This is a genomic window from Streptomyces sp. RKAG293 (genome assembly GCF_023701745.1).
In the GTDB taxonomy this organism is placed as follows: Bacteria; Actinomycetota; Actinomycetes; order Streptomycetales; family Streptomycetaceae; genus Actinacidiphila.
On sequence record NZ_JAJOZB010000001.1, the window covers coordinates 7,319,862 to 7,333,055 of the forward strand.

General features: G+C 68.5%; 10 protein-coding genes and 3 pseudogenes. 6 read left to right on the top strand and 7 right to left on the bottom strand.

The window, feature by feature from the left end; genetic code table 11:
- Window positions 1–86: 86 nt before the first annotated feature.
- Window positions 87–782 (bottom strand): type 1 glutamine amidotransferase domain-containing protein, encoded by a 696-nt coding sequence (locus LNW72_RS32415; protein ID WP_250978619.1) that lies wholly within the window; start codon window positions 780–782, stop codon window positions 87–89.
- Window positions 783–1,193: 411 nt separating this feature from the next.
- Entirely contained in the window at window positions 1,194–2,963 is a 1,770-nt protein-coding gene (locus LNW72_RS32420; protein ID WP_250978620.1) for an MOSC and FAD-binding oxidoreductase domain-containing protein, read from the bottom strand.
- 566 nt (window positions 2,964–3,529) lie between these two features.
- On the opposite strand from LNW72_RS32420, the gene LNW72_RS32425 reads away from it, so the two are divergent.
- From LNW72_RS32425 to LNW72_RS32435, 3 genes are all read left to right on the top strand, one after another.
- Entirely contained in the window at window positions 3,530–4,147 is a 618-nt protein-coding gene (locus LNW72_RS32425) for a VOC family protein (protein WP_308402062.1), read from the top strand.
- 322 nt (window positions 4,148–4,469) lie between these two features.
- Window positions 4,470–4,925, top strand: coding sequence for a universal stress protein (locus tag LNW72_RS32430; RefSeq protein WP_250978621.1), 456 nt, complete (start codon window positions 4,470–4,472; stop codon window positions 4,923–4,925).
- A gap of 182 nt (window positions 4,926–5,107) precedes the next feature.
- Window positions 5,108–5,479: a hypothetical protein gene (locus tag LNW72_RS32435; protein ID WP_374117366.1), complete on the top strand. Its 372-nt coding sequence runs from the start codon at window positions 5,108–5,110 to the stop codon at window positions 5,477–5,479.
- Window positions 5,480–5,560: 81 nt separating this feature from the next.
- On the opposite strand, the gene LNW72_RS32440 is transcribed toward LNW72_RS32435, so the two are convergent.
- Window positions 5,561–5,878, bottom strand: a complete 318-nt coding sequence (locus LNW72_RS32440; protein WP_250978622.1) for an SCO5918 family protein — start codon at window positions 5,876–5,878, stop codon at window positions 5,561–5,563.
- Window positions 5,879–6,163: 285 nt separating this feature from the next.
- On the opposite strand from LNW72_RS32440, the gene LNW72_RS32445 reads away from it, so the two are divergent.
- Together LNW72_RS32445 and LNW72_RS32450 are read left to right on the top strand one after the other, a co-directional pair.
- On the top strand, window positions 6,164–6,367 hold the full coding sequence (locus LNW72_RS32445; protein ID WP_034275260.1) for a cold-shock protein: 204 nt from the start codon (window positions 6,164–6,166) through the stop codon (window positions 6,365–6,367).
- 376 nt (window positions 6,368–6,743) lie between these two features.
- Window positions 6,744–8,314 (top strand): annotated as a pseudogene (locus LNW72_RS32450) (DEAD/DEAH box helicase).
- Between the two features lie 87 nt (window positions 8,315–8,401).
- Here LNW72_RS32450 and LNW72_RS32455 read toward each other — a convergent pair.
- A pseudogene (locus LNW72_RS32455) lies at window positions 8,402–9,477 on the bottom strand (PP2C family protein-serine/threonine phosphatase).
- Between the two features lie 346 nt (window positions 9,478–9,823).
- Entirely contained in the window at window positions 9,824–9,991 is a 168-nt protein-coding gene (locus LNW72_RS32460) for a hypothetical protein (protein ID WP_250978623.1), read from the bottom strand.
- Window positions 9,992–10,860: 869 nt separating this feature from the next.
- Here LNW72_RS32460 and LNW72_RS32465 point away from each other — a divergent pair.
- Window positions 10,861–11,187: a MerR family transcriptional regulator gene (locus LNW72_RS32465; RefSeq protein WP_250978624.1), complete on the top strand. Its 327-nt coding sequence runs from the start codon at window positions 10,861–10,863 to the stop codon at window positions 11,185–11,187.
- A 214-nt stretch (window positions 11,188–11,401) separates the two neighbouring features.
- Here LNW72_RS32465 and LNW72_RS32470 read toward each other — a convergent pair.
- Window positions 11,402–11,623: pseudogene (locus LNW72_RS32470) on the bottom strand (transposase); the annotation flags it as partial.
- A 509-nt stretch (window positions 11,624–12,132) separates the two neighbouring features.
- On the bottom strand, window positions 12,133–12,996 hold the full coding sequence (locus LNW72_RS32475; protein ID WP_250978625.1) for an RNA polymerase sigma factor SigF: 864 nt from the start codon (window positions 12,994–12,996) through the stop codon (window positions 12,133–12,135).
- Window positions 12,997–13,194 lie beyond the last annotated feature (198 nt).

The following is a 13,194-nucleotide window of genomic DNA, read 5'->3' on the forward strand; positions in this document are numbered from 1 at the left end:
TCAGCGGATTCGGAGCGGGTGGCGACCTCACGGACCCAGCCTGCGTGCGCGGGCACGCGCTGGGGCCGGATCGCTCCGGGACGGTGTCACTTGAGGATCTCCAGCATCCGGTCGCCCAGGACCGCGGCCGAGGCCGGGTTCTGCCCGGTGACCAGGTTGCGATCCTCGACCATGTAAGGCTTCCAGATCGGGCCGCGGCTGAAGTTGACCCCGACCTTCTCCTTCACATCGGTCTCCAGTAGCCACGGCGCCCTGGAGGCCAGCCCGACGCCTTCCTCCTCCTCGTCGGTGAAGCAGGTGATGTTGAAGCCCTTGAACGGTGACTCGCCGTGGATTCTGGTGGCCAGTATCGCGGCGGGGGCGTGACAGACGATGAACAGCGGGTTGCCCGAGGTCAGCTGCTGCGTCAGCAGCCGTCCGGCATCGGCGTCCCAGGCCAGGTCCGACATCGGACCGTGACCGCCCGGCAGGTACACCGCGTCGTAGTCCTCGAGGCGGACGTTCGACAGCTGCAGCGGCCGACGCATCACCTCCGCGGAACGGATGATGGCCTCCAACTCGAGGGCTCTGTCGTTTCCGCCGACCATCTCGGGGCGCAGGCTCATCATGTCGACGTTGGGGGTCACGCCGTTCGGTGTCGCGACGACGACTTCGTGGCCGGCGTCCGTCAAGATCTTGTACGGGTTCGCGAACTCCTCGGCCCAGTAGCCCGTCGGGTACCTCGTGCCGTCCTTCAACACCCAGTAGGTGGCCCCGCTCACGATGAAAAGCACCTTGGCCATGGCAAAGATCTCCTCTCGGCCGCGTACCAGGGTTCGGTGGGATGACCCATGAAACCGACTCGCCGCCGCCGGATATCCCCCTTGTGTCACTCTAAGCACGCCCGCGACCATGCGCACCCGGATGCTCTCTCCGCTGCAGCTGACCGTCTGGTGGGCGTCGTCGTATTCGCCACTCAGTAGGGTTGTGCGCTCGCGAGGAGCCTCGGCTGCCTCGGATGCGTGTCGCTGTCGGCGGTGGTGCCGCCGAGCTGCGGTAGGCGCCGGCTGGGCGTTGGAGCGAGGCGCGGGCATGGCACTGCCGGCGCGGGGGCAGCCCGCGGGTCGGCCCTGATACGAGCACGGTGCCGCGCCGGGAACGGTTACTTGCGCAGCAGCGTGACGCCCTTGGCCGCGGACGCGCACGCAAGCCGGTCACATGTCCAGGACCAGGTCGGCAGGCGGTGTCGAACAGCAGATGAGGGCGCTTCCCTCGGCGGGAAGGTCCACGGGCTCGGGGGAGTAGTCGACGTGGCCCGAGAGTAGCCCCGTCTCGCAGGTGTGACAGACCCCGGTGCGGCAGGACCAGCGCACGGGCACGTCGCATGCCTCGGCGAGTTCGAGCAGCGTCCCGTAGTCGCGGTGCCAGGGGACGGTCAGCCCGCTGCGAGCGAAGGACACGGACGGCCCCTTTTGTCCGCTGGGGAGATGGGCCGGCTGGTGCGGTGCCCGGGCGGATCCCGCCACCACACCGGGGGTGACGGCGGACGCGGCTCCGAAGATCTCGGTGTGGATCCGCGAGGACGACAGGCCGCAGGCCTCCAGGGCTTCTGACACGTCCTGCATGAACGCGCCCGGACCGCAGATGTAGGCGTCCGCGTTCGGAGGCGGTTCGAGGGCACGGATCCGCTCGACGCCGAGCCGCCCCTCTATCGTGTAGTCGATACCGGGGCGGTCAACGCTGCGCGGACGGCTGTAGGAGACGAATGACCGGCCTGCGGGTAGCCGGGAGAGCAGCGCGTGCACTTCGTCGGCGAAGGGGTGGTTCTCGCCGTCTCGAGCCGCCTGCAGCCACCACACCGGGCGCCGTGAGGGCTTCGCCGCCAGAGCGTGCAGCATGGCCAGGACCGGAGTGGCGCCGACACCGGCGGACAGCAGCAGAACAGGACTGTCCGCGTCCGCCAGCAGGAACGTACCGCGCGGGGCCGCGACATCGAGAACATCGTCCGCTTTCACGTGCTGGGAAAGGTAGGTGCTGGCGAGGCCGTGTGGTTCCTGCTTGACACTGATGCGGTATGTCTCGGCGCCCGGTCGGCCGGACAGCGAGTAGTTCCGGATGACTGGGGAGGCTTGTGGGTCCGGCCGCAAACGGACTCCGAGGAACTGCCCCGGCAGTGCGGCTGGGAGCGGTTCACCGTCAACTGAGCCCAGGGTGAGCGAGAAAATACTCGCGCTCTCCGGTTCGATGCGGACGACCTTGAGCGGACGGAACCCGGGCCATGCCGGAGGCGGGCTGGTGGCACTGAGCCCACTGTTGCCGCCGACGGCGCCAGGGCCGCGATCCGCGTCGTCGAGCAAGGCTCGCAGCGACGTCTTCCACCCAGGGCTCAGTGCTGGGATGCGCAAGGCGCGTTCGAGCTGCGGCCGGGCGTGACCGGGCAGGTAGAGCAGCGCGTCCATCTCCGCGACCGTCATCCCCTCGGGGCCGGAGACGACTTTTACGATCTCGTCGCCGGCCTGCACCTGCCCTTCTGCCAGCACGCGCAGGTAGAAGCCCGGGCGGCGGTGGGACACGAGCAGGGCGGGCATCTGAGGTTCTCCCAGCCGCAACCCCACTCGGTAGCACGTCACCCGGGGTTGCGTGACCTCGAAGAGCGCACCGCCGATCCTGTAGCGGTCGCCGATGTACACCGCATCGTCGGCGAGTCCCTCCACGGTGAAGTTCTCGCCGAACTGGCCGTACGTGAAGTCGTCCCGCTTCATGTGCTCCTGCCAGTGGCGGTAGGAGTCCAGCTGGTAGACCAGTACGGCACGCTGCTCGCCGCCATGCCCAGATAGGTCGCCTTGCCCGTCGCCGTCCAGATTGAGCCGCCGCGCCATCACGGGTCCGGCGACAGGGTGCTTCCAGATGCCGGTATGCGTGGTCCTGCCATGCCAGGCAACGTCTTTCGGCATGCCGACGTTCACGGCGATCAGAGTGGCCATACGATATCCATTCCCCTTGGGCGCGGCCGCCGTACGAGCGCGAAGCCGACATTACGCCTGCTGGGCGCACACATGCGCGGGTCTCGACCGGCCCGGCCGGCGTTCGATGACCTCCAGCGGGCCCTGCTCTCTGAGGCATGGCGCACCGGTCCCTACACACCAGCGAACGCCAGCACGTGCGTGACCACGACCGCGGATGGGCCGGACGGGTGACTCTTGAGGTAGTACTCGAGGGCAGTGACCGAGGGGCATCCACGGGCGCAGGGGCAGGGTGTCCAGGATCTTCTCGTCGAGCTCACCCTGTAGGTCCCCTGCCCCAGCAGATCAAGGCGCTCGAACGCGCTCTCGGCGTGCGGCTGGCGCCGAACCCACACCGCCCGACGCTGCAGACCCGGCCGGCGCTCGGCGGGCTGCGATCGCGACGCCGTCCGGTCCCCCCTCACCGCGGCCGGCTCGCCTTCCCTGGCCCACATCGCTCCATGCGATTCCCTGGGGGTGCCCCGGCTATCGGGCCGTGCGAGTCTCGCCATGTCGGCAGTTTCGGACGAGCGCAGGAGGCGCGGGTCATGGACATGAAACTCGAAGTCGTCGTGGTGCCGGTGGCCGATGTCGACCGGGCCAAGGACTTCTACACAGGGCTGGGTTGGCGGCTCGACGCAGACCTCGCCACCGACGAGAACTTCCGGGTGGTGCAGGTGACCCCGCCCGGCTCGCCGGCGTCGGTCATCTTCGGCACCTCGGTCACGTCCCAGGCACCGGGCTCGGCTCAGGGACTCCACCTGATCGTCAACGCGATCGACGCCGCCCACGACCAACTGAAGCAACTCGGCGCCGACCCGAGCGAGGTGTTCCACGATGCAGGCGGTGTCTTCCACCACGCAGGAACGGACGCCCGGGTACCGGGCCCGGATCCGCGACGCAGCAGCTACGGCTCGTTCCTGTCGTTCAGCGACCCGGACGGCAACGGCTGGATCCTGCAGGAGATCACCACCCGGCTCCCGGGACGAATGGACCCCTCGGCCACCACCTTCTCCTCCTCGCCGGACCTCGCGGCCGCGCTGCGCCGCGCCGCGGCCGCACACGGCGAGCACGAGGCGCGCACCGGTGCGCCGGATCCGAACTGGCCGGACTGGTACGCGGACTACATGGTGCGCGAGCAGGCCGGAACCGAGTTGCCTTCGTGAGCGCCTGCAGCGAGAAGTTCCCGATGACCGGGAGTCCAAGCGACGGCAAAGGCACCGCACGTCACGGCCGCGAAGGCGCAGGAGACAGACGGACGAGCAGTGACTCCGACCCCATCGCGATCGGCGGCGGATCGCCTGGGCACGGTGTCCGCCGGACAACACGGATGGGGAGTGATCGAGCGCCGAGCGTGCCCTCATCGCGGGCAGTGCACCTGCCTGGATGGCGTCACCCGGTGCAGTGGCAGTCTCACCCGCTGCCGGAGGCAGTCGAAAGCACGCAGGACGAAGTGACGAACGTTCCCAGCGGACAAGGAGGTGCGCGATGAGCGACGTGGCCGTCGTAGAGGCCGCACGGATCGTGGTCGGCGTCGATGGTTCCGAGCCCTCGAAAGCTGCCCTGCGGTGGGCCGTCCGGCAGGCTGAACTGACCGGTGACGCGGTTGTGGCGGTGATCGCCTGGGACTTCCCGCGCAACTGGACCGGCTGGCCCCCGCCTGGGGACCCCTCGTTCGACTGGGAGGACAGCGCCCGCAAGATCCTCACCGAAGCCATCGATCAAGCCACTGGGCCCGATCATCCTGTCGAGATCCGTACCCGAGTTGTCCAGGGTCACCCGGCTGCCGTGCTGCTGAACGAAGCCAGGAACGCCGCGCTGCTGGTTGTGGGGAACCGCGGGCACGGCGGGTTCTCCGAAGCCCTGCTCGGCTCCGTCGGACAGCACCTCACCCAGCACGCCACCTGCCCTGTCCTCGTCGTCCGCGGCCCGCAACCCCGCTGAGGCGGACACGCGCTGATGAGGCTCAGGACGCAGCCTGCGGAGGCCTTCCAGGCAGGGAGACGCTGTGCGGACAGGCGAGTGTTTTGAGTGACCAACGCCTGCAGGGCGTGGCGACCAGCGGGCTGAATGCGCGGCGCCTGACCTGGCATCAAATAGGCTTGGAGCCCCTGGTAGGACTGATCTTGCGACAGTTCGACCACACCGAGGGACTCCACTTGATCGCCTATTCTGCCGCCCTCGACCACCCGCGTGACGTGACACTGGACCTGGCTGCCCTGCTCCGCGAGCGCCTGGCCCGGGGCACCCGTCGGGACCGCCGTTCGCCGGGCTGCTTCAAGCAGGCTGTACTGGCTCTACGCTGGTTTCTCGACCGCACCCGGATCTCCCAACTCGACCGTGACAGCGCCGTACCCGTCCCGACAAGGTACCGCCTGCACGAAGCCGTCGACCTCGCCGCCCAGGCCTCCGACATCCGCACCGTGATCGAATGCGCCAGGCGGCGGGCCTCACCCAGCTCCTGCTCGACGGAACCCTGGTCCGGACCGACCGCGTAGCCGCCAGAACGCTGCACACCAATGGGAGGGAGATCGACCTGCGGTTCTCCGGCAGGCACAAAGGGGGTGAGGGGTGGCCAGTCAGCTGTAGGCGGGTGTGCCCAGCATCGCTACTGCGGCCTGGAGTGGCCTGAGAACAGCGGTGGCAGTCACTGCGGCGACCGTGGGCGCGGGGCGGCAGGTGAAGCCGAGTCGGGTCATGGCCCGGGTGATCTGCTCGGCGGTGAAGTCACGCCGGTCCTGTCGGGTGAGGATCTGGCCGACCTGCTTCACGGGGTAGGTGCGGCGGCTGATGATCACAGATTCTCCGGTGACCGCTTCCGGCTTGATGCCCCGCATTCTGTCCTGGACTTCACTCTTGACCAGGTCGAACGGGAAGCCGGCGATGATGCAACGCATAGGACCTCAGCAGAGAGAGGGATGGCGGATCCCTCAGAGTCCCACATCCGGACCTCCGGCGGGAAGATCAACCCGCCGATGGGAAATCCGGCCCGAGGGCCAGTATTCGTGCTACGTTGTTGCCAGTTGCAGTTGTGGTACCCATGAACTTTGTGTGCACTCGACGGGCGTGACCCGCGGGTGCATTTTTTGTTTTGCCGGTCATCTCCGGATGGGCTCATTGCGGCGACGCGGACTCCGCACAGTGCGGTTTTCGGTTCTGCCCCCTGTCTTAAGGAGACATACATGGCTACTGGCACCGTGAAGTGGTTCAACGCGGAAAAGGGCTTCGGCTTCATCGAGCAGGACGGCGGCGGCGCTGACGTCTTCGCCCACTACTCGAACATCGCCGCCCAGGGCTTCCGCGAGCTGCAGGAAGGCCAGAAGGTCTCCTTCGACGTCACGCAGGGCCAGAAGGGCCCGCAGGCGGAGAACATCGTTCCCGCCTAAGCACTGACGCGCATCACACGGTCAGGGCCCGCTCCGCAAGGTCGCGGGCCCTGACCGTCGCTCGCAAGTCTCCCCGCTCCTCTCATCGCGGATCGGGGCGGCTGCGGACATCAGTGCCCATGCCGCACGGCAGGCGGCTCCGCGGTCCACGACCGCGATGTGCTCACTGCCCCGGACCCGCCCTGTGCGGGTCCCGCTCCCGGCCTGCATCTTTGGCAGTGCCGCTCGTGGCGAAGTGTGTTCGCGCGGTTGATTCCGCGCCGCTTCGGTCCCGCCTCGTTCTTCTCATTCTTTCGGTTCGTTCTTGCGATGCCTTCGCGCGGCGTGTTCGCTGCTGGGGCCTCCTGGGTGCGCGCCGTATCCAGGAAGGTTCTCTGTGAACCCCGTACGTTCCAACCGCTCGTATTCCAGTTCCAGCTCAGGTTCCAGCGGTCGCGGTGGTGCTTCGAGCGCCGGCGGCTACGGCCGTTCGGCCCCGAGCCGTTCCGGTGCGCCGAGCCGTTCCGGCGGCTACGCGGGCTCCGGTGGCTCCGGCCGTTCCGGTGGCTATGCGGGGTCGGGCCGTTCCGGCGGTTCGAGCCGGCGCCCGTCCGTCCAGGGTGAGTTCGCCCTGCCGGTCACTCTCACTCCGGCGCTGCCCGCGGTGGAGACTTTCGCCGCGCTGGACATGCCGGCCGCCCTGCTGCAGACGCTGGCGCACGAGGGCATGGCGGTGCCGTTCCCCATCCAGGGCGCGACGCTGCCCAACGCCCTGGCCGGCCGCAACGTCCTGGGCCGCGGGCGCACCGGTTCCGGCAAGACGCTCGCCTTCGGTCTGGCGCTGCTCGCCAGGACCGCCGGACAGCGCGCGGAGCCGCTGCAGCCGCTCGCCCTGGTCCTGGTCCCGACCCGTGAGCTCGCCCAGCAGGTCACCGACGCCCTGACCCCGTACGCCCGCTCGCTGCGGCTGCGGATGGCCACCGTCGTCGGCGGCATGTCCATCGGACGGCAGATCCACCTGCTGCGCGGTGGCGCCGAAGTCGTCGTCGCCACGCCGGGCCGGCTCAAGGACCTCATCGACCGTGGCTCCTGCCGCCTGGACCAGGTCGGCATCACGGTGCTCGACGAGGCCGACCAGATGGCCGACATGGGCTTCATGCCGCAGGTCACCGCGCTGCTGGACCAGGTGCGCCCGGACGGGCAGCGCATGCTGTTCTCCGCCACCTTGGACCGCAACGTCGACCTGCTCGTGCGCCGCTACCTGCACGACCCGGTCGTCCACTCCGTCGACCCGTCGGCCGGCGCGGTCACCACGATGGAGCACCACGTGCTGCACGTGCACGGCGCCGACAAGAACGCCGTGACGACGCAGATCGCCGCCCGTGACGGCCGCGTCATCATGTTCCTCGACACCAAGCACGCCGTGGACAAGCTCACCGACCACCTGCTGAACAGCGGAGTGCGCGCCGCGGCACTGCACGGCGGCAAGTCCCAGCCGCAGCGGACCCGCACCCTGGAGCAGTTCAAGACCGGACACGTCACCGTGCTGGTCGCCACGAACGTCGCCGCCCGCGGCATCCACGTCGACAACCTCGACCTGGTCGTCAACATCGACCCCCGAGCGACCACAAGGACTACCTCCACCGCGGCGGCCGCACCGCCCGCGCCGGCGAGTCCGGCAGCGTCGTCACCCTGGTCCTGCCCAACCAGCGCCGCGACATGATCCGCCTGATGCGCGACGCCGGCATCACCCCGCAGACCGCACAGGTCCGCCCCGACGAGGCCGAACTGACCCGCATCACCGGCGCCCAGGCCCCCAGCGGCATCCCGTGCGTCATCGCCGCACCGGTCGTGGAACGCGCCAAGCGCAGCGCCTCCGCCACCCGCGGCCGCCGCAGCCGCTTCGCCCAGGCCCGCCGCTCCGGATCAGGCGAACGCCCGGCCCCCCGCGTGACCCTCGCTGCGTAACACCACAGCCCACGCCGCCGCCGAGAGCCGTCCCATCACCGATGCCGGGGGTGGGACAGCTCTCAGCGTCGGTCGTGGTCCATACACCTAGGCTGTGGGGGAGGCGTGGGTGCTGGGGGAGGCTTCGGTGAGGTCGGCGCCATGGTCGGCGTGGCGTCGGGTGTCTTCGGTGCCGTACCAGTCCAGGCACGTCACGGTGGCGTCGTCCTGCCCGTCGTGGGCTTGGACGATGTGCTCGATCAGGACGCGGGCGGCCTCGCGCGGGTGCAGGTGGTGGGTGCTTTCGATGAGCGCGGGCAGGTCGAGGTTCGCGGCGCTGCGTTCCAGCATGCCGTCGGTGAGCATGACCAGCCGGTCCCCGGCCCGCAGGTCCAGGTGCTGGACGGTGTAGGTGTGCGGGGCCAGGAAGCCGAAGGGCATGTCGATGGCCGGCACGATCTGCTCGACCTTCCCTGCGCGCAGGCGCAGGGCGCCGACCAGGAGAGTGGCCAGCAGGGCGGCGTCCACGTCGTGGCCCATGGCATCGGTGACGGACAGCTGGACGTGGTCGCGGTCTATGACGTAGTCGAAGGTGTCACCGCCGACGAACTCAGCCGGCTCCAGCGCGCCGGCGACCGCGAACTGGGCGGCTTCGCATGCCAGGGAAGCGGGCAGCAGCCGATGCTGGATCTCGGCAGCCAAACTCAGCGGCGCGGTGCGGCGACCCCATTGATAGAGATCGGTGAAGGGCCGGTTCGCGATGACGATCTACCCCAGGGCGTGCGCGCTGCGGCGGATCTTCTCCAGGGTGTTCGGGCCTGAGTGGTGGGGCAGGTAGAGCTCCAGCAGCCCGATGGCGTCCCCGCGGTTGGTCACCGGTGCGATCACCCGCGTCCACGCACCCTCCCCGACACGTTCCACATGCGGTTGCTGGGTGCGGATCACCTGCTGGTACACGGTCCCGGACACGGCAATCGGGTCAGCGGGACGGTTCAGGTCAATGTCGTCAGCGGCGCCAGGCGCACGACGGCGCCGCCGGTGAAGTCGGTGATCAGGAACGACACCGAACGGGCCCCGACCTGTCTTCGCAGTGCTGTGGCGATGACGTCGACGGACTCCACCGGCGGCGCGGCCTCCGCTGCGGCCAGCGCCTCACCCAGTCCGTCGGTTCCGCTGTCCCGCATAAGAGCTCTCTCCCCGCTGCCGCACCTGCCCCAATGCAGACCCGGCCGAGCGACACTCCGGGCAGGCACGAAGACGCAAGCTACCCCACTGCAGGAGCGGGTTCCCACCCGGACGAGCGATACCACCGGGCCCGATCTTGTGGATAGGTGGAGGTATGCACTGTGCCCCGCACCTCCCACCACCATCCGCTGGGTTGCGTGAGTCCCCCGTCCTGAACCGTCACCGAACACCTGCTCACCGGCCATGACCCCGCGCTCGACGCACGGGCCGCCATCCGCGCCGGTCCGGCCGCCTGCACGCGCACCGTCAGCTCCCCGTACGCCGCCTGATCGGGAGGCTGCACGGTCACCACCGACCACCATTCGTCAGGCGGAGGCCGTCGCGTGCCGGGTCGCGGGCGTGGATCGCGGAGGAGTCCCGGACGACGCCCAGGTGGCATCCGTCGGTGAGATGCCGGGCGCACACGTCGCAGATGTCCATCTGCGGGAGGGGCGGTGACTGGTCGGGTCGCATGCGGTTCTCCTGCCCTTTCCGTACCGTGTCGTGCCCCCGTGCCTGCTGGGTGGGGTCAGGATGCCTGTCGGCTGCTGCCCCGAAAATCTATCGCGTGTGAAGTAGACATTCGCTCCTGGGTGTGGGTAATGTTCCTCTCGTAGCCAAGAAGGAAGCAGGGCGCGGCAGACATGAACTGCCGCGCAGAGTAGGTGGCACGGTGATGGAATCCGGCGGCCAGTGCAGTGTTGGTGGGTCGCAGGGTTGATTGCCGGGCCGGGCCGCCCCGGGAGGGGCCGCCGCGCAAGACCGCAGTACGGAATGTGCAGGTCTGACACGCAGTAACCGCAGTTCAGCAGTACCGCATCACGCAGGACAGCAGTACCGGATGCAGTTGCAGTACCAGCAGTGGGTTCAGTGGTTTCTCGGTGAAGGCGTCGGGCTGCGGGCGCGCGTGCCGAGAGGTTCGGCAGTGGGGTTCTAAGCCAGGGCAGTTGCAGGACGGGCGACGGGGCTGGCTGCCGGACGGTGGTGCAGTCAAGGCCACCAGCAGTTCGCAGTACTCGTAGTGAGAGCAGACCAGTAGTTCGCAGTTCCGGTTCGGTCAGTGATTCGGTTCAGAGGGAACGGAGGGGTTGAGCGCCATCGGGATCGCCCGGGTCGAGTGTTGAACCCCGGGTACCGCAGGACATCGATAGTGAGGTGGTCTCCGGTCACGCATTCGCGATCCCCGCACCCCCGACCACGGTCGGCAGTGCGGACACAGTAGGCCGGCGCAGTACTAGGGCCGGCCGGTGGTGTTTTCCGTCCTTCGGGGCCCTGGCGCTACAGCGCCAGGGCCCCTCCACACGTTCGTTACTCGTCCTTCGCGTGTTTCCCAGTGAGGTGAGATGACAGCAGACGATTCCTTCGCCCGCCTCGATGATGACGACTACCCCGCCTACACCATCGGCCGCGCCGCCGAAATGATCGGCGCCAGCCCGGCCTTCCTCCGCGCGATCGGCGAAGCCCGCCTGATCACCCCGCTACGTTCCGAGGGCGGACACCGCCGCTACTCCCGCTACCAACTGCGCATCGCGGCCCGAGTCCGCGAACTCGTCGACCAGGACACCGCCATCGAGGACGCGTGCCGCATCGTCGCGCTGCAGGACCAACTCGAAGAAGCCCTCGCACTCAACGAACAACTCCGCACCGACGCCCACCATCCCGCCGCCTGAGTACGGCGACCGCACACGTCGTCTGCTGCGCACCGCATCACATTCCCGGTGCGCAAGCCGGCCCGCCGACCCGGCCGGGCTATCCGGCCAACAGGTTGCGACCACACTCCCAGCCTCACCATCGCCATAACCTCGCACCTGCGGTGGCTGTTGGGACTGTAAAAGGACGGCTCTTCCAAGACTTTCGTAGGCGTTGATCGTCTCGGTCCGGTTGTCAGCTGAGCAGGATCCGCTGGCGAAGGAGTGGGTGGCCGTCGCGGCCGTAGGTCTGGCGCTTGAGGAGTTTGATTTTGTTGTTGACGCCTTCAGTGCGGCCGTTGTGGTGCGGCAGGGTCAGGGCTGCATCGACGGCGGCACGGTCGCGTTCGAGGCTGTGAGCGAAGGAGTGCAGGAACGGCAGGTCAGCCGCGCGGGTGCAGGCAATCCAGCCACCCAGTGCCTCGCTGTGGACGAAGGTGCGTGTGCCCTCCGCGTCGATGAGAAGTGGAAGGGTGTGGCCGGCTCGCATCAAGGTGATGTCCAGGCCGTCGCCGGTGGGGGGCGTAGATCACGGTGACGAATCCGGTTCCGTGGCTTGCGGGCCGGTCGAGGAGGGCCTGGTTGAGCCGGGAGACGTCGAGAACTAGTAGCCCTCCCCGCAGGAACGGAATCTGGTCCAGTGCGGCGGCCAATACGGGAGCGGTGCGGAAGTCGAGCTCGCCCGTCAACTCAAGGCATTCCGCCGGCGCAGGCACAATGGAGCGGGAGTTGTGCAGACCGGGTGAGGTCGGTACTCCAAACCAGCAGGGTGCAAACAGACTCCTCGGCCGGCTGCCCGGCTGAGCCCGCCCCATCCCCGCTCGGCCATTGGCAGCGGTGCGCCCGCCGATGTTGGTGGCGCCGATTCGCGCACGCGTTTCGCGACGGGGGCGTGGGCGTGGGACCGTTCCATATTCCCCGGCCCGTTCAGGCGGAAGCTGTCAGGTGGTTGCGCAGGTGGGTGAGGGTGCGGTTGAGGAGCCGGGAGACGTGCATCTGGCTGACGCCGAGTTCGGCGCCGATCTGGGCCTGGGTCATTTCCTGGCCGAAGCGCATGTTCAGGATCCGGCGGTCGCGTTCGGGCAGGGCGGCGATCAGCGGCTTGAGGGCGAGGAGGTTCTCCACCCCCTCGATGGCCGGGTCGATGTCGCCGATGCGGTCGGCCAGGATGCTGTCGTTGTCGCCGCTGTCGTCGCCGCCGAGGGGCAGGTCCAGGGTTCCGGCGGTGTAGCCGTTCGATGCGACCAGGCCCTCGGTGACCTCCTCCGGAGTGATCTCCAGGAAGGCCGCGAGCTCCGCGGTGGTCGGGTCCCGTTCCAGCCGGTCGGACAGTGTTTCGGTGGCCTTCGCGAGCTCGAGCCGCAGTTCCTGGAGTCGTCGCGGTACGTGGACGGCCCAGCTGGTGTCGCGGAAGAACCGCTTGATCTCGCCGGAGATGTAGGGGATGGCGAAGGTCGTGAACTCGACCTCACGGCTCAGCTCGAACCGGTCGATGGCCTTGATCAGGCCGATCGTGCCGACCTGGATGATGTCCTCGCGCGGCTCGGGGCGGTTGCGGAAGCGCCGCGCGACGAACGTGACCACGGCGATGTTCAGCTCGATGAGGGTGTTGCGGGCGTACTGGTACTCCCGGGTGCCCTCCTCCAGCGACTGCAACCGGTCGAAGAACAGCCTCGACAACTCCCGTGCGTCGGCTGGGGCGACTGTGCCCGCATCCTCGATCCACGGCAGCGCCCCGGTGGGCGAAGCAGGAGCGGTGATGGTGGTCTGTGCTGCCGTGGTGATCGTCATGACTGCTCCTCATCCTGTTGGCCGGTTCGGCAAGCGCCACATACCCGGATGGCCAGAGCACACACCCGCAACATTCGATTCCTGCGCGCCGCACTCCAAGAGCGCTCTGTGCCGGTTGCGGTGGTCGGCTCCACGGACGGCGGTGGCCCGATGGACAGGCCGCATGCCGTGTGCCTGACCCTCGCCCGGCTTCCTTGG

Bases quoted from the DNA above. Each gene is read 5' to 3' on its own strand.
- LNW72_RS32440 (WP_250978622.1), bottom strand. From the start codon at position 5,878: ATGCGTTGCATCATCGCCGGCTTCCCGTTCGACCTGGTCAAGAGTGAA.
- LNW72_RS32420 (WP_250978620.1), bottom strand. From the start codon at position 2,963: ATGGCCACTCTGATCGCCGTGAACGTCGGCATGCCGAAAGACGTTGCC.
- LNW72_RS32425 (WP_308402062.1), top strand. From the start codon at position 3,530: ATGGACATGAAACTCGAAGTCGTCGTGGTGCCGGTGGCCGATGTCGAC.
- LNW72_RS32430 (WP_250978621.1), top strand. From the start codon at position 4,470: ATGAGCGACGTGGCCGTCGTAGAGGCCGCACGGATCGTGGTCGGCGTC.
- LNW72_RS32465 (WP_250978624.1), top strand. From the start codon at position 10,861: ATGACAGCAGACGATTCCTTCGCCCGCCTCGATGATGACGACTACCCC.
- LNW72_RS32460 (WP_250978623.1), bottom strand. From the start codon at position 9,991: ATGCGACCCGACCAGTCACCGCCCCTCCCGCAGATGGACATCTGCGAC.
- LNW72_RS32475 (WP_250978625.1), bottom strand. From the start codon at position 12,996: ATGACGATCACCACGGCAGCACAGACCACCATCACCGCTCCTGCTTCG.
- LNW72_RS32445 (WP_034275260.1), top strand. From the start codon at position 6,164: ATGGCTACTGGCACCGTGAAGTGGTTCAACGCGGAAAAGGGCTTCGGC.
- LNW72_RS32415 (WP_250978619.1), bottom strand. From the start codon at position 782: ATGGCCAAGGTGCTTTTCATCGTGAGCGGGGCCACCTACTGGGTGTTG.